Source organism: Paraburkholderia sp. J69-1, assembly GCF_905220255.1.
Taxonomy (GTDB): domain Bacteria; phylum Pseudomonadota; class Gammaproteobacteria; order Burkholderiales; family Burkholderiaceae; genus Paraburkholderia.
Genome location: NZ_CAJMZG010000005.1, coordinates 25,312 through 44,757 on the forward strand (window position 1 = coordinate 25,312; position 19,446 = coordinate 44,757).

At 65.1% G+C, this 19,446-nt stretch carries 13 protein-coding genes; 8 read left to right on the forward strand and 5 right to left on the reverse strand.

The annotated features are described in order from the left end of the window. Positions 1 to 198: 198 nt before the first annotated feature. Genes tssA through U5A67_RS10450 form a run of 5 tightly spaced genes read right to left on the reverse strand, consistent with a single transcriptional unit; the run spans position 199 to position 8,165 of the window. Positions 199 to 1,287, reverse strand: coding sequence for a type VI secretion system protein TssA (gene tssA, locus U5A67_RS10430; RefSeq protein WP_321813913.1), 1,089 nt, complete (start codon positions 1,285 to 1,287; stop codon positions 199 to 201). Next, positions 1,284 to 5,174: a type VI secretion system protein gene (locus U5A67_RS10435; RefSeq protein ID WP_321813914.1), complete on the reverse strand. Its 3,891-nt coding sequence runs from the start codon at positions 5,172 to 5,174 to the stop codon at positions 1,284 to 1,286. Before U5A67_RS10435 ends, tssA begins: the two co-directional genes overlap by 4 nt. Next, on the reverse strand, positions 5,171 to 6,307 hold the full coding sequence (locus U5A67_RS10440) for a DotU family type IV/VI secretion system protein (RefSeq protein ID WP_321813915.1): 1,137 nt from the start codon (positions 6,305 to 6,307) through the stop codon (positions 5,171 to 5,173). Before U5A67_RS10440 ends, U5A67_RS10435 begins: the two co-directional genes overlap by 4 nt. Beyond that, positions 6,300 to 7,661 carry a type VI secretion system baseplate subunit TssK gene (gene tssK, locus U5A67_RS10445; protein ID WP_205981940.1) on the reverse strand — a complete coding sequence of 454 codons (1,362 nt, stop codon included), beginning with the start codon at positions 7,659 to 7,661 and terminating at the stop codon, positions 6,300 to 6,302. Before tssK ends, U5A67_RS10440 begins: the two co-directional genes overlap by 8 nt. Positions 7,662 to 7,700: 39 nt before the next feature. Continuing rightward, entirely contained in the window at positions 7,701 to 8,165 is a 465-nt protein-coding gene (locus tag U5A67_RS10450) for a hypothetical protein (RefSeq protein ID WP_321813916.1), read from the reverse strand. A gap of 527 nt (positions 8,166 to 8,692) precedes the next feature. Here U5A67_RS10450 and tssB point away from each other — a divergent pair. From tssB to U5A67_RS10490, 8 genes are all read left to right on the forward strand, one after another. After that, entirely contained in the window at positions 8,693 to 9,286 is a 594-nt protein-coding gene (gene tssB / locus U5A67_RS10455; RefSeq protein WP_321813917.1) for a type VI secretion system contractile sheath small subunit, read from the forward strand. 23 nt (positions 9,287 to 9,309) lie between these two features. Then, complete coding sequence (tssC, locus tag U5A67_RS10460) at positions 9,310 to 10,788, forward strand: type VI secretion system contractile sheath large subunit (RefSeq protein ID WP_321813918.1); 1,479 nt, start codon at positions 9,310 to 9,312, stop codon at positions 10,786 to 10,788. A gap of 100 nt (positions 10,789 to 10,888) precedes the next feature. Then, the gene (locus tag U5A67_RS10465) at positions 10,889 to 11,386 is read left to right on the forward strand and encodes an Hcp family type VI secretion system effector (RefSeq protein WP_205981944.1); all 498 of its coding nucleotides are present in this window, start codon (positions 10,889 to 10,891) and stop codon (positions 11,384 to 11,386) included. A 23-nt stretch (positions 11,387 to 11,409) separates the two neighbouring features. Further along, a complete protein-coding gene (gene tssE / locus U5A67_RS10470) occupies positions 11,410 to 11,892 on the forward strand; it encodes a type VI secretion system baseplate subunit TssE (RefSeq protein ID WP_321813919.1) in 483 nt (160 codons plus the stop codon). Then, the gene (gene tssF, locus U5A67_RS10475; RefSeq protein ID WP_321813920.1) at positions 11,885 to 13,681 is read left to right on the forward strand and encodes a type VI secretion system baseplate subunit TssF; all 1,797 of its coding nucleotides are present in this window, start codon (positions 11,885 to 11,887) and stop codon (positions 13,679 to 13,681) included. Before tssE ends, tssF begins: the two co-directional genes overlap by 8 nt. After that, the gene (tssG, locus tag U5A67_RS10480) at positions 13,645 to 14,802 is read left to right on the forward strand and encodes a type VI secretion system baseplate subunit TssG (RefSeq protein WP_321813921.1); all 1,158 of its coding nucleotides are present in this window, start codon (positions 13,645 to 13,647) and stop codon (positions 14,800 to 14,802) included. Before tssF ends, tssG begins: the two co-directional genes overlap by 37 nt. Before the next feature lie 2 nt (positions 14,803 to 14,804). Further along, the gene (gene tssH, locus U5A67_RS10485) at positions 14,805 to 17,396 is read left to right on the forward strand and encodes a type VI secretion system ATPase TssH (protein ID WP_321813922.1); all 2,592 of its coding nucleotides are present in this window, start codon (positions 14,805 to 14,807) and stop codon (positions 17,394 to 17,396) included. 46 nt (positions 17,397 to 17,442) lie between these two features. Further along, a complete protein-coding gene (locus U5A67_RS10490; RefSeq protein WP_321813923.1) occupies positions 17,443 to 19,440 on the forward strand; it encodes a type VI secretion system Vgr family protein in 1,998 nt (665 codons plus the stop codon). Positions 19,441 to 19,446: the final 6 nt, after the last annotated feature.

Consider the following 19,446-nt stretch of genomic DNA (forward strand, 5'->3'; position numbering starts at 1 on the left):
ATGTGTGATCAGTTCTCTCCTGATGCTCTGCTTTCGGGTTCGCCCGCCCGCTGCCGGGTTCGCCGGGATTTTACGGGTTGCCATCAGCTCTTTTCTCGCGAATATGTGTAGGCTTACTGCTGTTTTTTGCGTAGCGGCTTTTAAAACTTTTCGCCTATCGTGCACGACGCAGATGGGCAGGCAGATGCGGCTCGCCGCTCAACCCTCCTGAGGCAGCAGCCCCAATGCGACACCCAGTGCACGTCCTCGGCCCTCTTCGGTCAGTTGACGCAATAGCTCAGGTAAAGGCATTGCCCCCCATTCGAGCGCACGCTGAATCATGTATGGAACGGGGCTATGCGGCTCATACTGCAGTAGAAATTCGCCGATGATCGCAAGCTGCTGATAAGCGAGTTCGCGTGACTGCAGGCGAGTCGCCATCTGTGGAATTCGCCCCTCCACCGTACCGGAGGTCGTCAGATCAGCCGCAGATGTGCTGTCGATAGCATTATTCGGGCGATTCATGTCCTGCCATCCTGGATGCATCTGCAACCACTCCATGATCTGATGTCGTGCACGACCTGATACGTCCACAAGCGCATGAAACGAAGGCGCATCGCATTCGAGACTCGACGTAAGCCACGCGTCAAAGCGAAGGGAAATCTCCAATGCCGTGTCGATCGCACGCAGCCGCACCTGCAGCGCCTCAGGCGAGGCCTTGCAGACGGCGGCGGTCATCGCGTCGGCCTCGCGTTTGGCTTCCTCGCGCCGCGCAGCAGGTACGTCTTTGCGTTCAGCAAGCGCGATCGCCGCACGTTGAGCGCTTTCGTACTGCGCGAGTGTGATCGCGCCAATGTCCCCGCCCTCACACAAGCCGATACGGCCCGCTAGCAAGCCGGGAAACTGCCCGGCGATCCACGCGATTGGCGCGGCCCGATATTCCCAGTCTCCGTCGCTGGGCAAAGGATGCAACGTGTCCCAATACCGCTCGCACAACGACGTTATCAAGCCGACGCCCGCAGGCAGCGCGTCCCATCCGCACTGACGCAGCCAAGCCTCGGCCAGCCATGCGGCCACCATCAGATCCTTGCTCTTGCGGGTCAACAGATCAACGCAACGTGCCTCCACGGCAGCCCAGTCCGCGATCTTGAGTTCAGTCTGCCACACGCCCTGCGGAAGGGACGGATCGTCCTCCCGCCGCGCGGCCTTGATCGCCTCGAGAGCCGGATCATGCAGCAACGACACGCCGCAAGGCTCGTCGCCCGGGATCGGCTGCAACAAGGTTTCGATATCGAAGAAGAAACTCATTCCTGCCCCGCTGCGAGATTGAATTGTCGCGCCGGGTAGCCCGTCATGCGCGTCGTCATCATCGCGCGTGGCTGCATGCCGGGCGCCGTATACGGCAGATCGGGAAAATCGAGTGGCGTCTTGCCGTTGGCGAGGAAGGTCACGCGCATATACATGCGCGCCGTCTGATTCGCGCCATGGCCGTCGTGCACCGGTACGCTCAACTGCATGCGCGACGCAGAACCGTCCGCGCCCGACACCCCGCCTGCATGCAGGCGCATCAGCCGCAGCAACGCCCAGCTGTCGCCCACGCTCCAGGTTGCCGCCCGCCCGTCAGTCGTCAAGGTCGGCTGCGCGCCGTCCTGCATCGGCTGCCAAGAAGAATTCTTCGCCCAGCGCAGCGTGAGCGCGGCAGGCGTGCCAGGCGACCAGCGCAACGGCGTAGCGTCCGTCGACGGATAACCCAGCGTCTGCGCACCGCTCGCAAGCGACCATTCGATCACCTGATCCGCGCCCGACTCTTCGCCGCGATCTACACGCCAGTCCACCGCGACCTGCAAACCCGTATAACGCCCATCCGGCCCACGCGCGACCAGCGCATCGAGCCACGGTTTCGCGTGCGCGAGCGTGTCGAGGAACTGCTGCGCGTCCATCGGCGCGCGCCCCGTGGAGACGGCCGCGCTCATGCCGCGTTGCGCATCGGCGAGACTGGCGTCGAGCATCGCCACGAATGCAGCCGTCTGGCGCAGATCGGCGGCGGGCGCATCGGCATCTGCGGAAAACGGGAAGCGGCCCGCCAAATTGCGCGCGAAGAACGTGCGCAACTGGTCATACGCCGTCATACCCGTGCCGATCTGCAGATGGAAGCAGCGCTCGCGTGCCGACGCCACCAGTCTCTCGCCCGCGCCCGAGACAATGTCCGCGCCATCGGGCACATCCACATGCGCAAGCATTGCACCACACGTGTTGAGGTCCATCTTGTCGAGCTGATTCGCGACAATGGCCGGCACCGCCACCAGCGCGCTCGCCGGGCTTTTAGCGCGGTATTGCGCGAGATCGGCGTACAGCGCTTTCCAGCGCGCGACGAGCCGCGCGTCGGCCGCGTCGAGCGGCGGATTCTGGCTCGCGAGCCAGTCGAGCGCGCCGGCCGCCGTGCCCGCTGCATCCGCGATCGCGCCTGACTGCGCGTTCAGATACGCACGCAACTCGTCGGGCGAAGCCGCGCCATAGGCCCGCGTCGCGCCGCCCGTGTTGCCGTTCCAGTCGGAGAAGTCGCCACGCACCGGGCGAAATGGCGCGAGCGTCTGCAGTTGCGCGTCGCCGCTTTTCAGCACGCCGATTGCGGCGTCGCTCACGCGCAGTGCCACGCTCTGCGCGAGATCCGGGCGGCCCAGCGAATCGAAGGCTTCGATCAGGTCGAGCGCGCTCTTGCGCAGCGCGTCGAAACCCGGCGCCTGGTTGCCGACCGTGAACGACACATCACGCGGCGCTCCGGACTGCGTCTGCGCCGAGAGCGCCATCACCATGCTGCGTACAGCGGCATTACCGGCCGCCGAAAGCAGCGCGCCGCGCCAGGTTTCGGGCGCCTGCGCAAGCGGCCCGGCAACATACTGGCGATACGCGGGCAGCACAGCGAGCGAACGCTGCAGCGCGGCGTTATCGACGTTGCGAATTTCCGCCGCACCGCCTGCCTCAGCCACGAAAGACTGTCCCAGCAACGTGCGCAGCGCGTCGCGCAGCGGCAGCAGATCGGCGGCCAGTTGCAGACCGTTCGCCGAATTCGAACTCAACACGCCAGGCAGGTTGCCGCTCGCGAGCCAGCGCGCCGCGAACGCGCTCTGCTCCTGCTGCTCGTGGCCGAGCACCGCCGCAACCGGGGCCGCGCCAATCAGGTTCAGTTGCTTCGCCGTATCGAACATGGCGCTCATGCCCGGCACCAGTTCCTGTCCGCGTGCGCCGGCCCAACCGTGATCGGCGGTATCGACCTGAGCCGCGAGCACGTCGATGTTCGCCGCTAGACCCGACAACACTTCGGGCGTGGGCGTCGCGCCCGGCGCCTTCATGTCGTTGAGCGTCGTCTGGATCTGTGCGGCGTTGGTCGTCAGCGCCGAATCCAGATAGATCTGATCGAACCAGCGGTCGAACGTGTCTTCGAAACACACGCTCGCGCGCTGACGCGCCGCCAGCGCAAGCGGCGCATCGAACGGCAGCTCGCCGCCTTCGCCGCCGGTCTCGCGCACGGCTTCGTCGAGCCCCGCGCGATCGGCCACATGCTCGGGCGAAAACTTTACGCCCACTGCCTCGTGCACGAGTTGCGCGAGCATGATCGCGTTGCCGGAGCCCGCATCGACGAGCGTGTTGTAACGCGCGACGAGCCGCTCGATCTGCGCCGTGTTCGTCACAAGCTGCGTGCCGGCGGCGTAGAGCGGCAGATCCTGCGGACGCCGTACGCCCGCCGATGCCGTATCGGCCGCCGTCGTGCAGCCAAGCTGACCGAGCCGCGCCACGAGCCGTTCGCGCAGCGGCGTGAAGACGAGGCCGCGCAACACGTGACGCTGGGCATCTTCGAGTCGGCGATGCATCGTGAAGTACGAGAGCGGCATGAAGGGCGTCGAGAGATGCCAGTGCGGCACGCGCACGAAGGTATCGGCGACACTCGCTAACGTGCGCGACGCCGCCGCATCGCCGTGATCCGATTCCCGCCACGCTGCGCGGGCGGTCGTGAGCGTGTCATACCCGTTGGCCAGCGCACGTGCATCGCCGCGCACCTGCCAACCCGCCACCGCCACGCCGATAAGCCAGCAGCAGCCCAGCACAAGCGCGCCCCAGGTGGCGAAACGATGGCGGCGCATGCGCAGCGCCAGCACGCGCGGAATCGCCTGCACGAGTCCCTGACCGGGCATCAGCACGTCATGCCAGAGGCACGCAGCGAACGCCGGCACGCCGCGCGTGACGCTGGGCGCGGATTGCGCCATATCGAGCGTGAAAACCGGCGCACTGTCCGCCTGCGGCACCGCGCCCACGCACCAGATGCCACGCAGCGACGGCGCAGTGCCGTCGGCGGCCCCGCGCAAGGCCGGTTCGATCCATTCGCGCAGCGGCTCGCGCAATGCGTTGAGCCGCTGCGGCAAGAGAAATTGATCGGGATCGAGCGCGCCATCGAGCGTGCCGAGTTCCGTAATCGTTGTGGCCAGCGCACGGCGCATCGCGACAAACGCATCGTCGATCCAGCTACGTTCGAAGCTGCGCTTCGGTCCATAGGGCGAGGCCCAGCCAAGCGCCGCGTCGATGCGCGCGCGCTTGAGGCGCTCGCCCAACGCTTCGAAACCCGGCAGCGCGTCGCACCCCGTCACGACGATATAAACCGGCAGCAACTGGCCAAACTGACGCTGCAGGGCGACCAGCGTGCGTGACGCGTCGAGCGCGGCATTGCTGTCGGCGTGCGGGTTGCCGCTTTCGTCGAGCAGCGCGTCATAGGGAATCGCCCAGAGTAGCGCATCGAGCGGACGCCCCGCTCGCGCGCGCAGCAGCGCACGGGCAAGACGCGCCCAGTTGCCGCGCTGGCGTTGCGCCGCCGCGCCAAGTGTGTTGCCGGGCTCGGTAATCAGAATGCCTTCGGCGTCGTGCCAGATACGCCCGAACCAGCCGGGCTCGCCGGAACCCGAGAGCCGCCAGCCGCGTGCCAGCGCATCGAGCGCAGCCGGCGAGCCGGTCGCGAGCACACGCGGAATCGAATAGATATCGCGCACGCCCATAGCCGCGTGTGCGGCCCGCATCGCCGCGCTGAAGGTTCGTAGCGGCTTGCGCTCGTCACGCGTGCGCCGCCAACGCAGGATCCCCGCCACCACGAGGCCGACAACCAGCAGCGCGATCAGCGCAAGCAATACGGCGATCAATGTCGTGGTCACGGTCGCGCTCCCGTGTCTGTGGCAAGCGCCTGCGGGCCTAACGGCGTTTCAACGGACACGCGCAACGGCATCACTGCGCCGCTGAATACCGTATTGAGCGGCTGTGCCGGATTTCCACCGGGCGAGATCGGAGAAACGGGCGTTGCCGTGCCTCGTGCTGCGCCGCTGCCATTACCGATATTGCCGCTGTTTCCATTGTTTCCGGCGGGCGGCGCAACGCCTGGCGCGACTGAGCCGGAAGCGCGGGAGTCCGTCGATTGCGCTTCCGCCACCGATACCCCCTCGAACTGCGCAAGCGCCACGCGCACGGGCGCAGTCTCATACCACCAGATCGCATGAGAGGCACCGAGCAGCGCCGCGCATCCGCCCAGCACCAGCAGCACAAACCGCGCACGGTCGGGAAACATCTGCGTGAGCATGCGTGGTTCGCGCGGCGGCAGCGCCGCTTCGTCAAGCGGCGTTGCAATGCGCGCGGGATCGGGATCGCGCTGCATCGCGAAACCGAACAGCGCATGACGAAGCTGATCGAGGCGCATCGCGCCCGTCTCGCCGCGCAGCTTGCCCTTGAAGCCGAGTTCGAGACACGCGAGATAGACATTCGCGAGATCGCGGCGGCCGGGATCGCGTTGGGCGAGCAGCGTCTCGATGGCGTCGGGCACGCGCTCGCCCGCGGAACGCGTTCCGAAGATGCGGGCTTCGAGCGGCTGCGCTTCCCACGCGCTCGCGCCGGGCCAGTCGGAGAACACCAGTAGTTCGTCGAGCAGCGCCACGAACGCGAACTGTGCGGCGGCGATGTCGGCTTCGCCCGCCGCGCCTGTCCATGCCATCGCATCGCGCGCGAGCTTGCGCGTCACAGTCTGGAGTTGCGTGGCCAGCAAATCAGCGATATCGCCGCCCTGCGCGCTGGCGGGCAGCGCATTCGCGATATCGGCCTGCGCATCGTCATGCATGGCTACGGCGTCATCTGCGCTTTCATTCGCTGCATCGAAGGCCGCAATTTCGTCGACATCAAGCTTCGCGACGGCGAACTGCGCCGCGATGCGCGAGCGCGCGGTCTGCGCCTGCATGAACGCGCCCACGAACGCGCGCGAAAGCGGCGAGCGCTGGATGTTGCTGTCGGCGGCTTCAGACAATCCCTGCTCCCGTTTCGGCGCCGTCGGCGGCTTCTTCGACGCGCATGAACAACTGCACAGCCCACGGCGCACGCCCCACTACTGCGCGCAATTCAATACATAAAGGCTGCGTGCGATCGAACCAGTCGTCGTCGAGCGAGACAGCGTAGAGCACGGTATCGTCGCCGGTCGCGTAGGCCGCGCGCTCCTCGCGCGCGAGACGGCGGCGCGCAAGTCCGCGCATGCGCTGGCGCGCGAGCGTGTGCACATACGGACGCGACGCCACGACCGCCTGATCGAGCCACAGATTGGCGTCGTGCTCGGTGGCGTCGCGCGGCATACGCAGACCGATCACGACTTCGCGTACCGTCGTGCCCGCGCCATCGAACGGCGGATCGGCCCAGAAGCTGCCGCCCTGTTCGCTGAACGCGCGCACCCGATAGCCCTGGCGTATCGTCGACAGCGCCTCGTCGATCCATTCGAGCAGCGGATCGAACGTCACCAGCAGATCCCGATAGTCGAACGGCGCGAACGCGGGCACGCCGCGCGCGGGCCGCAATGCGGCGAGTGCGCCACTCATGCCCGCGATCGTCCGATAGAGTTCGAGCGGATGGGCGATGTCCGACGCGGCCATCGCCTCGACTTCCGGCAAACGGCTCCAGATCGCCGCGAGTTGCCGCTCGATCTGCGCGACATCGTCGTGATCTTCGGCGCGTTGCGCGGCCTGCAAACGGCCCGCAAGGAACACGCACTTGTCGCGCGCGCGGCGCAGCATGCGCATCACACGCTGCCCGAGCAGCGAGCCCGCGAGGACGAACGGCCCCGGCGGCATATAGTCGGCGAGCACGACGCCGCCGCCCTGCTGCTTCACGCGCATGAGCGGCAGACGATCGACTTCGTGGCGGCCCAGATCAGTCATCAAATGCAGGCGCGGAAACCACGTCGTAATCGACGCAGGCTCGCCCTTCGACGACAGATCCGGCACATCGTCCGCCTCGCGCTGTGCGAAACGCGCGGCGCCCGCATCGAGCTTGCCACCGCGATACAGCGGCGGCACCGCCAGATAGATCGTCACGATTTCATCGGGCGCCTTGAACACCTCGCGCACGTCGATTTCCAGCACCGGGTCGTTGCGCGTGTGACGAATCGCGAGTCCGTCCGCGAGAATCGCCTCCAGCGCACTGATGCGCACCTTGCCCTGCGCGAGTCCGGCCGCTTCGTGGGCGATCGCCAGCACGCCCCAGTAATACGGACGGGCCGCACTCGCGAGTAAGGCGGCATGACCAGCCGCGTGCAGGGCCTGCATCTGGAAATGTTGCGGCAAAAGCGGCATGCCGTCGGACCAGCAAACCGCATCGGGAAACGTAGTGTGCATGTGGAGAATAGGCAGCGGGTGGTCGGCGGGCCAGGGCCGTCAATGCGCGGGCTGGACGCTCAGGTCCTGATCGCCGAGCACGAGCAGCGCGTTCGACGGTCCGGCGTCGAGCCGCACACGATGCGCGCCCGGCGTCTGGTAGCCGGCGAAGATCACGACGCCGGCTGCGCGTTTGCCGCCGAAAGCGAATGGCGCGGGCGCAATCTGCTGCCCCGGCACGACTTCATAGGAAATCACACTGAGATCTTTTGGATGATCGCGCAGCCATTGTTCGCGCTGATCGAACCATTTGGCCGACGGCAAGGCGAGCAAGGCATCGAGGAGCTGAGGGCTACGAACGAGTACAGCATCGACGGCGATCGGCGTATCGATGTTGGCTTCGCTCGTCACGGCGATGGCGAGCGTATCGACATCGACTTTCGGCAAGGCGCCGCATCCCGCCAGCCATGCGCAAAGCGCCAGAACGAGCGACCAGAAGGCGCTACGAACCCGGCTTGAATCCATGCGCAAGGAAAACGTGAAATTCACTCGGCGAACCCCATCGATGAGCGAAAAAATGCTTTCGGCCCTATGCCCGACCAGGCCGGGATCTTTGAATCGTTTGTATTTCTAATCGTTATGCATCGCACAGACACGCGTTTCGGTTCGTGCGCCGCGCGTAGTCTACAAGCGCCAATACGCCTCGCGCAATAGCGAATTTTTTATGTGCATTTGCAATAAAGCGTGTTTAAAAAATATGAAACGCTTTCAATTTATGCGCGGTAAATACTGTTTGAGTTTTTTTGTTTACTCGCCTAAATTCCTGTCCGTCTGTCTACCGCGTCCCGCTCAACCGCCCTCAATCAGTCAGCATAACGAAAGGCTTTGCGCGCGCCCCGGAGAATCGCGTCAAGAAAATGCAGCCTGAATAACGCAATCAGGCTACTGGATTCACGTGCGATGTGCTCTTTTTGATTTATTTGGCATGACAGAACGATTCGAATCCATTGCGTCCATTTACGCACCATAACGAAAGAGCCGCCGAGGTGACCATGTCAGACAGCACTCAACACTGGTTCGAACGCAACCGTCCGCCGCGTGTGCAGATCACGTACGACGTCGAAACCGGCAATGCAATCGAAAAGAAGGAACTGCCGCTCGTGGTTGGCGTAATGGCCGATCTTTCGGGCAACAAGACCTTGCCGAAAATGACGGAGCGCCGCTTCGTCGATATCGATCGTGACAATTTCAACGACGTCATGAAATCGATCTCGCCGCGTCTTGCGCTGCAGGTCGACAATACGCTAGCCACGGACGGCAGCAAGATGAACGTCGAGCTCAATTTCAAGAACATCGACGATTTCGATCCGGTCGCCCTCGTGCAGCAGATCGCACCGCTCAAGCAGCTGTACGACGCCCGCTTGCGCCTGCGCGACCTGCTCACCAAGCTCGACGGCAACGACGAACTCGACAAACTGCTGCAGGACGTCGTGCACAACACGCAGGGGCTCGCTGAGATCCGCGCCGCCCATCCGGGCGAAGCACCTGTGGCGCAATTGCCCTCGCCCGAGGCGAAGCCCGACGCCGCCCCCGGCGCGAATTCCGAGAGCAATCCGGAGCCGTCCGGCGACCAGCCGGCCGCCTGAGCCACCGTCCCAAGGAAAACATCATGTCCGATATCCAGGCTGCCGCTCCTGCGGCGCAGGCGGCACCGCTCACCCTGCTCGACCAGATCGTGCACGAAGGCCGCATGGCCCACGACGAAGAACAGCAGAAACACGCGCGCGAACTTCTGGCCGAGTTCGCGCTGCAGGTGCTCGACAAGGAAATGACGGTCAGCCGCGACACCGTCGCGGCGATCAACCATCAAATCAAGCTGATCGACGAGCTGATCAGCAAGCAGCTCAACAAGGTCTTGCATCACCCCGAGTTCCAGGCGCTCGAATCGTCGTGGCGCGGCCTGCATTATCTGGTGAAGAATTCGGAAACCAGCTCGCGCCTGAAGCTTCGCCTGCTCGACGCATCGAAAAAAGACCTGCAGAACGATCTGGAAAAAGCGGTCGATGTCGATACGAGCGCGCTCTTCAAGAAGATCTACGAAGAGGAATACGGCACGTTCGGCGGCCATCCGTTCAGCGTGCTGATCGGCGATTACTATTTCACGCGCCAGACGCCTGACATCAGCCTGCTCGAAAAGCTGGCGGCGGTGGCCGCAGCCGCGCACGCGCCGTTCATTTCGGCCGCGCACGCACAGTTGTTCGACATGGCCAGCTTCACGGAACTGGGCGTGCCGCGCGATCTCTCGAAGGTGTTCGAAACCATCGACATGGCACGCTGGCGTGAATTCCGCAAGAGCGAGGATTCGCGTTATGTAGCGCTCACGCTGCCGCATATCCTGATGCGCCGCCCCTATCATCCGATCAGCAATCCCGTCGAAGGCATGGACTTCGTCGAAGACGTGGACGGCACCGATCACGCGAGATACCTCTGGGGCAATGCGGCCTACGCTCTGGGCCAGCGCGTCACCAACGCGTTCGCGCAGCATAGCTGGTGCGCTGCGATTCGCGGCGTGGAAGGCGGCGGCGCAGTGGAGAAACTGCCCGACCACATCTTCCAGACCGCCGCGGGCGACAAGGCCATGAAGTGCCCGACCGAAGTGGCGATCACCGATCGCCGCGAAAAGGAACTGGACGCGCTCGGTTTCATCGCGCTCGTGCACAAGAAGAACGAAGGGCTTGCCGTGTTCTTCGGCGGCCAGACGGCGAACCGCCCGACCACCTACAATACGGCGGAGGCCAACGCCAACGCGCGCATTTCGGCCATGCTGCCGTACGTGCTCGCGGCTTCGCGTTTCGCGCACTACATCAAGGTGATCATGCGCGACAAGGTCGGCAGCTTCATGACGCGCGACAACGTGCGCGCGTACCTGAATACCTGGATCGCCGATTACGTGCTCGTGAACGATAACGCGCCGCAGGAAATCAAGGCGCAATATCCGCTGCGTGAAGCGCGCATCGACGTGACGGAAGTGCCGGGCAAACCCGGCGCGTATCGCGCGACGGTGTTCCTGCGCCCGCACTTCCAGCTCGAGGAACTGACCGCTTCGATCCGGCTCGTTGCGAGCCTGCCGCCGCCGGCTGCGGCGTAATCCGCGGGCGGCGCATCCGCCGCCTTGCGCACTCCCCATTGACGACGACGCGCGCCTCATACGGCGCGCGCGCTCACACACGCTTCAGGAGCCCTGAAACATGGATTCGATCATTCTCGATCTCGGCAGCGACATCAAAGGCGAAAGCACGATCGAAGGCTATACCGACAAGATCGAGCTGATGTCGTACAGCCACAATGTCGCGATGCAGGTCACCAACGACGTAAGCAACTCCGAGCGCACCTCGGGCAAGCCGCACGTCGGTGAATTCACCGTGACGAAGTTTATCGACGTGGCCACGCCCACGCTCAACGAATACTGCTGCGGCGGCAAGGCGATCGCCACGGCAACGGTCATCGTGGGCCGCAACGCGGCGGAGAGCGACGGCAAGATCATGCCGTTCATCACCTACACGCTGACCAACGTGATCATCAGCAACGTGAGCGTGTCGGGCGGCGCGGGAGGCAAGCCGGTCGAAACGCTCTCGCTGAATTTCACGAAAATCAAGTGGGAAATGACCACGCAGAAGGACGACGGCTCGAAGGAAGGCACCGCCGCCTCCACGTGGGACATGGCCGCCAACAAGCTCGCGAAGTAAGCGCGCAATAAGCACGCCACCCGATGCCGCCACTGCGCCTGCCCGCTTTTGTCGCGCCGATGCCGCTGTTCGAGCGTCTCGCCGACGATGCGCCGTTCGACGCGCACGAGCGCACGGACCCCATGGCGGCGCGCCTGCTCGACGCCCAGGGCCTGCGCGATTCGGTGCGCGCCGAACTGCTGCGTCTGCTCAACACGCGGCGCGGCCGCAGCAAGCCCGGCGCCGCAGACGTCCTGCACTACGGCCTGCCCGACTGGAGCGCGCTGAGCGCGGCGCGCGCGGGCGACCGCAGCACGCTCGAACGTGAAGTGGCGCAGGCCATCCGCGCGTTCGAGCCGCGCCTCGCCGCACCGCGCGTGACCATCGAGCCCGACGCCGACGCCCCCTGGCGCCTGTGTCTGCGCATCGGCGGGTTGCTGCGCGGGCATGACGGCGCGCAGCAACCCGCCCGCTTTATCGTGCGTTTCGACGCCGACAGCCACACGCCCGGAATCGTCGATGAATGACTCCATCGATCCGCTGCTGCTCGATTACTACCAGCGCGAATTGACGTATTTGCGGCGCGCGAGCGAAGGTTTCGCCGCGCGTTATCCCAAGATCGCGCGCCGGCTCGAACTCGGTCCGGGCGAATGCGCCGATCCGCACGTCGAACGCCTCATAGAGAGTTTCGCGGTCCTGACCGCGCGTATCCAGCGCACGCTCGACGACGAATACTCGACGCTCACCGACGGGCTGCTCGAACAGCTTTACCCCTATGCATCGCGGCCCGTGCCGTCGATGACTATCGTGCAGTTCGAACCGGATGCGACACAGGGCAGTCTCGCGAGCGGTTATGCCGTGCCGCGCGCGACGCCGCTCACGCATATCGATGCGAACGGTTACACGATCCACTGGCGCACGGCCATGGACGTCACGCTGTGGCCACTCGCCATCGCCGATGCACAAGTGCTCGACGCCGAGGAAAGCCAGGCGCTGACCGGCGACGCGCGGCTGCAATCCGCGCTGCGCCTGAGCGTGCGCTCAACCGGCGCGGTTGCGCCAGGCGCTCTGCCCATCGAGCGCCTGCGCGTGCGCCTGGCCGGCTCGCCCGTGAACGTCGCCGCGCTCTACGATCTGCTCGCGGCCCACACCGAGGCGCTGTGGCTGATGGACCCCGACGGCCGCATGCAGCGCCAACACGGCCGCCCGCAGCCGCTAGGTTTCGAAGAAGAACACGCGCTGCTGCCGCGCGAAGACGGTGCGCATCCGGCCTGCCGTCTGCTGGTCGAATATTTCGCCTTTCCCGAGAAATTCGCATTTTTCGATCTGCCGTTCGCCCCGCAAAAACTGGAGGGCAGCCAGAGCGGCGCGATCGATCTGCTGATCGGCTTCACGGTCGCGCCCGAGGGTCGGCTCACCGTGCAGGCGGAAGATTTCGCACTCGGCTGCGCGCCGGCGATCAATCTGTTCGCCCGCACCTCCGAGCCGGTGCGTCCCGACGCCACGCAACGCGAGCATCGCATCAGCCCAGACGCGCACCGCGAAGCGAGCACGGAAATCTACGCGGTGCGCGCGCTGCGCAGCGTAAACGGACGCGAAGTCGCGGAGGTGGCGCCCTGGTACGGCGCGCATCACGGCGACGCGTCGAGCGTCTACTGGCACGCGCGCCGCGTGAGCGGCCTGCACGCAAGCCGCCCGGGCAGCGACATGATGCTGACCTTCGTCGATACGCGTTTCGATCCATCCGATGCGCCCGCGCGCACGCTGACCGCCGATCTGCTCTGCACCAACCGCGAACTGGCTCAGGCGTTAGAGCCGGGCGCGCTGCTGTCGTTCGAAGTGCCGGGTCCGGTGGCCGCCGTGCGCATCGCCCATCGGCCCACGCGGCAGATTAATGCAACACTCGACGGCAGCTCGCGCTGGCGTTTGATCTCGCAGTTGATGCTCAACCATGTGTCGCTGGTCGAAGGCCCGCACGCCGTACAGACGCTGCGCGAGATGCTGGTGCTGCACAACCTCGGCGCGAGCGCGGCGGCGCAGCGGCAGATCGCGGGCATCCACGCGCTTGCGGGAGAGCCGGTGGTCGCTCATGTCGGGGAGGACCGTTGGCGCGGCTGGCGCAACGGGCTGGGCGTGCGGCTCGAACTGGGACGCGAAGGTTTCGTCGGAGCGAGTCCTGTGCTGTTTTCCGGCGTACTCGCCCACTTCTTCTCGCTCTACGCGAGCGTCAACCGTTTTGTCCAGACCGCGCTCGTGCGCGACGGCAAGGAGATCCATCTATGGCGGCCGATGACGGGCAGCCCGCTCGTACTCTAGCGCAGCAGCTTTACGCGCAGCCGCACGCGTTCGAGTTCGCACAGGCCATACGTCTGCTCGAACTGCTGAGCCCGGATGCGACGCCGCTCGGCACCGGGCTCGATCCGCGCCGCGAAGCGCTGATGCTCAGCGGCACGCTCTCGCCCGTGTTCCCGGCCAGTGCGATCGGACCGCTGCGCGCACGCGCGCCGCGCTCGCTGGCGCTCGACGACGATGCTCGCGAGCCTCATTGCTCGCCTGATGCCGATTCCCTGCCACAACTCCAGGTGAACGCGTTCGCGCTGGGCGGCCCGAACGGCCCGCTGCCGGGCGCCTGGCAGGAGTGGATACAGGACCGCCTGCGCCGCAAGGACACCTCGGCGCTCGCCTTCCTCGATCTGTTCCAGCACCGTCTGCTCGCCTTGCTCTATCGCGCCCAGCGCAAGTACCGCAGCGCCGATCCGTATCCGCTTCACTCGCAGCGCGCCGCCGATCCCGTGCTGCGCGCGATCACCGGACTCGCCTGGCATCGCGACGACGAAACGCCGACAGTCGAGGCTCAAACCGCTGATAACGACAGCGACTCTGGCAATCGCTCCGAGCGTGGCACCCTCCTGCGCGCTGTCCTTGCGCGCGCCGGCATGTTTGCCAACCAGCGCCGCTCGCTCGCGGGCTTCGACGCCATGCTGCGCCATCACTTCGATATCGATGCGCGCTCGACGCCGTTTGTCGGCGGCTGGCGCGCCCTGCCGGCTGCGAGCCGCACGACGGTCGGCCATGCGGGCCGCAACCGCACGCTGGGCGCGGGGGCGATTGTGGGCACGCGCGTGTGGGACGAACATCGCGGCATCCGCGTGACGATCGGGCCGCTTGCGCGCGCGCAGTATGAAGCGTTCCTGCCAGGCGGCGACTCGCACGGCGCATTCCAGGCGCTAGCCGATGCCTGGTTCGGCGCCGAGCTTTACGTGCACGTCGAATTGCGACTCGCTGCGGGACAACTCGCGACAGCCCACCTGTCACGCGCGGCGCCGCCGCGGCTCGGCTGGACCGCCTGGGCGGGTGCGGGAGACACCGCGCCTGCGCGACTCACGCGCCTTGCTCCCGCAGCGGCAGTGCGTTCCGCCAATGCAGCGCCGGGCTGACGATGGATCTCAAGACGCTGATGGCGCGCCTCGAGCGCGAGCCACGCGACGCACTCGAACGGGCAACGCACCACTGCCTGCGCGAGACGCATTTTATCGTCGAGATCGAGCACTGGCTCGCCGCGCTGCTGGAAACACCGAACGGCGAACTGGCCGCCGTACTGCCGCATTTCGGGCTTGAACGCACTGCGCCGATTGCCGAGCTGCACAGCGCACTCGCCCGCCAGCCGCGCGGCAATCAAGGCACGCCCACGCTCTCGCCCGATCTTCTGGTGTGGCTGCAAGACGCGCTCGTGCAAGCCAATGTGGTCCTGCAACGCCCGAATGTCAGTGCCGCCGTGCTGCTGATCGCCCTGCTCGATAATGAACACCTGCGCGCACGCACGACGCTAGGCGCGCCTTCGCTATTGCGTGTGGCCAGCGCATCGTTGCGCAGCAATCTCGCCGCATGGATACCGTCGAATGCTGCCAATGTGCCCGCCTCGCCCGCGAGCGCCGCTCCGTTGCCGGACACGTCCACAGGCGGAACTCCGCGCGCGCAGGAGTCGCCCGCCCGCTCCGTGCTCGATCAGTACACCATCGACCTGACCAGCGAAGCACGCGCGGGACGCATCGACCCGATTGTCGGACGCACCGCCGAAATCCGCCTGGCCGTCGATATCCTGCTGCGGCGGCGACAGAACAATCCGCTGCTGGTGGGCGCGCCAGGCGTGGGCAAGACGGCGATCGTCGAGGGTCTCGCGCTGCGCATCGCGGCGGGCGACGTGCCGCCACCGCTCGCGGGCGTCACGCTGCGCGTGCTCGATCTCGCGCTGCTGCAGGCGGGTGCGAGCGTCAAGGGCGAGTTCGAGCACCGCCTGCGCGCCGTGATCGACGAAGTACGACGCGCGCCCGCGCCGGTGATTCTCTTTATCGACGAAGCGCACACGATGATCGGCGCCGGCGGTGCGGAAGGCGGCAGCGACGCGGCAAACCTGCTCAAACCCGCGCTCGCACGCGGCGAATTGCGCACGATCGCCGCGACTACATGGCTCGAATACAAGAAGTATTTCGAACGCGATCCGGCGCTCGCACGGCGCTTCCAGCTCGTGCAGATCGAAGCGCCTGACGAAGCCACTGCCATCGGCATGCTGCGTGCGCTGGCGCCGCGCTTCGAGGCCCATCACGGCGTGACGCTGCTCGACGCTGCGATCGTCGATGCGGTGAAGCTCTCGCATCGATATATTTCGGATCGCCAACTACCTGACAAAGCGATCGCCGTGCTCGACACAGCCTGTGCACGCGTCGCGCTCGCGCAGCACGACGTCCCGGTGCAACTCGAAAGCGCGCGCCAGCGCGAGCGCGCATTGCGCGACGAGCTATTGCGTCTGCGGGCTGAAATGGTGCTGGGCGCGCACCACACGCAGCGTGTCGCCGCGCTCGAAGCGGAACACACGCGCAACGCGGCGCGGGTGCGCGAGCTGGAAACCCGCTGGCATGACGAAGCGGCTGCGGTGCGCGAGATTCTCGCGGTGCGCGCGCGGCTGGCCGCGCATGATTTGAACGAGTCACGTCGCCCAACGCCCCAACCCGCCGCCGATGAGAGCGCCGATGCGCTCGAAGATCTCGCCGCCGAACTCGCACGCCTCGAAAGCGGGCTCGACGCAATCCGCGACGACGATCCCATGGTACCGGTGTGCGTCGATTCGAAGACTGTGGCTGCGGTCATCGCCGGCTGGACCGGCATCCCGGTAGGCAAAATGCTCGCCGATGAAATGCACGCCGTTCGCACGCTGGAAACGCGGCTTGCGCAGCGCATCGTCGGGCAGGACGCGGCGCTCGAGCGCATAGCGCGACGCATACGCGCGTGGCGCGCGGGCCTGGCCGACCCGCAGCGCCCGGTTGGCGTGTTCCTGCTGGTCGGCCCGACTGGCGTGGGCAAAACCGAAACGGCCTATGCGCTCGCCGACGCGCTCTATGGCGGCGAGCGCAATCTCATCGTGATCGATCTCGCGGCCTATCAGGAAGCGCACACAGTTTCGCAGTTGCGCGGCGCACCGCCCGGTTATGTGGGGCACGCGGCGGGCGGCGTCCTGACCGAAGCCGTGCGGCGCCGACCGTACAGCGTCGTGCTGCTCGACGAAATCGAAAAAGCCCACACCGACGTGCTCGAAGCGTTCTACAACGTATTCGACAAAGGCGTGATGGAAGATGGCACGGGTCTTGTGGTCGATTTCCGCAATACCGTGATTCTGGCAACCAGCAACGTCGGCGCCGAATTGATGCTGAAGACGCCCGCCAGCGCGCTCGCCAGCGAAACTTTCAACCGCGAGTTGCGCGAAACGTTGCTGCACGCGTTTCGTCCGGCGTTTCTCGCACGCATGACCGCCGTACCCTACGTCGCGCTCGACGATTCGGCCGTGCGCATCATCATCGAAAAGAAGCTTGAGCAGTTGCGCGTACGTTATCGCGATGCAACCGGCAAGCAGTTTGCGTTCGATGCCGGAATCATCGACGCCGTGCTCGCGCGTTGCCGTGGCTCGGGCGCACGCGAAATCGACAATGTGCTGATGAACGAGCTTGTCGGCACGCTGGCCCAATGGGCGCTCGAATGACCTACGCACACTCGACGATCTCCTCAACACGCTCTCTTTCTTGCTCATGGACCGACCGACCCTGACCGACACCGATACGCGCATCGAACTGGGCGGCAGTGCCTTCACCGGCCTGTTCGCCGCACAGGCCACGGTGGACGAGTGCATCGGCGCGCCCGCAGAAATAAGCGTACGTGCGCTGGGCGCGATGCCGCCGCCCGCGCCTGGCGGCATGCCCGGTCAGCACGCGACGTTGAAGTTTGCGTGGGGCGAGAACGCGCGTCTTGTCGATGCAGTCTGCACGCGCGCCGCGCAACTGCCCTCCACTGTGGACGCGAGCCATTTTGCATTGACGCTGCGCTCGTGGCTCTGGCTGCTCACACTGGCGCAGAACAACCGCGTGTTCCAGAACAAGACAGCCTCGCAGATCATCGAGGCGGTGTTCGCAGGCCACAGCATGACGGACTACACGTTGTCGCTCACCGGCACGCCCATCGCGCGCGAATGGTGTGTGCAATACGGTGAAAGCGACTTCGCGTTTGTGAGTCGCCTGTGCGAAGAAGAGGGCTGGTTCTACTTTTTTCGCCATCAGGACGGCGTGCACACGCTCGTGATTGCCGATAACAACGACGCTTTTGCGACGCTGCCGGGCGCAGCCACACTGAGTTGCGCCCCGCTCGCGGGTCACGCTGGCAACTGGCGTGAAAGCGGCCAGATTCTCTATTGCGAAATCGTCGAACAAACCGCAGCCGGGACTTTTTCCCACGGCGATTACGCATGGCAAACGCCATCCGCACAACTGTATTCGCAGGCGCAGTCCGTGCAGAACGACCTTGCCGTGTACGAATATCCGGGCCGCTTCGCGACCAGCGACGATGCTTCGTCGCTCGCCAAACAACGCGTGGACGCCTTGCGCACGAGCACGCGCCTGCTCACCGGCGAAAGCGACTGCCGCGTACTCACGCCGGGCTATCGATTTACGTTGTCGGGCCATGAATCGTCGGACGCGAATATCGAATGGGTTGTGGCCAGCGTCGTGCATGAAGCCGACCACACTAGCTATCGCAACCGGTTTGAAGCCTTTCCAGCTTCGGTCAATTACCGCGCGCCACGCACCACGCGCCGCCCGTTCATGCCGACACAGACGGCCACTGTCGTCGGCAAAAGCGGCGAGGAACTGTGGACCGACCAGTACGGACGGGTAAAAGTGCAGTTCCATTGGGACCGCGAAGGCAAGCTCGACGAGCAGAGTTCATGCTGGATTCGCGTCGCGCAACCGTGGGCGAGCAAGGGCTTTGGCATGCAGTTCATGCCGCGCATCGGCGACGAAGTGGTTGTGAGCTTTATCGACGGCGACGCCGACCGGCCGCTGATCACCAGCAGCGTCTATAACGGTGCGAATCTGCCGCCCTATGCGCTGCCGGATAATCAGACGCAATCTGGCCTGAAAAGCAATAGCTCGCCGGGCGGCGCAGGTTTCAATGAGTTGCGTTTCGAGGACAAGAAAGATAGCGAAGAAGTCTTCTTGCAAGCGCAAAAAAATCTCAACGTCAATGTACTGAACGATGCGATCGCAACGATTGGACACGACGAAACCCGCACCGTGAAAAATGCGCGCAGCCATACGATCCAGGAAAGCGACGACACGCTCACGATCGAAAAGGGTAATCGCAGCATGACGGTGCAGACCGGCGGCGAAACCATCGACGTAAAAGGCACGCGCACGGTCAAAGCTGGCGGCGATGAAACACGCACGGTAGGCGGCGCGCTCAAGCAAACTGTGACGGGCGATATGACACTGACGATCGACGGCAATCTCACCATCAAGGTGGGCGGCTCGTTGTCCATTCAAAGCACCGGTTCATATGCGGCGAAAAGCGATGCGTCGATGACGCACCACGCCGCGACTTCACTGACTAACGAAGCCGGCACGGCACTCACCAACAAGTCGAGCGGCACCCTGTCGAACGAGGCACAAAGCCTGACGAACAAAGGCAGCGTCGAGCAGACCGTTGACGGCGGCGCGATGCTCACCGTCAAGGGCGGCATCGTCAAGCTCAATTGAGGACAC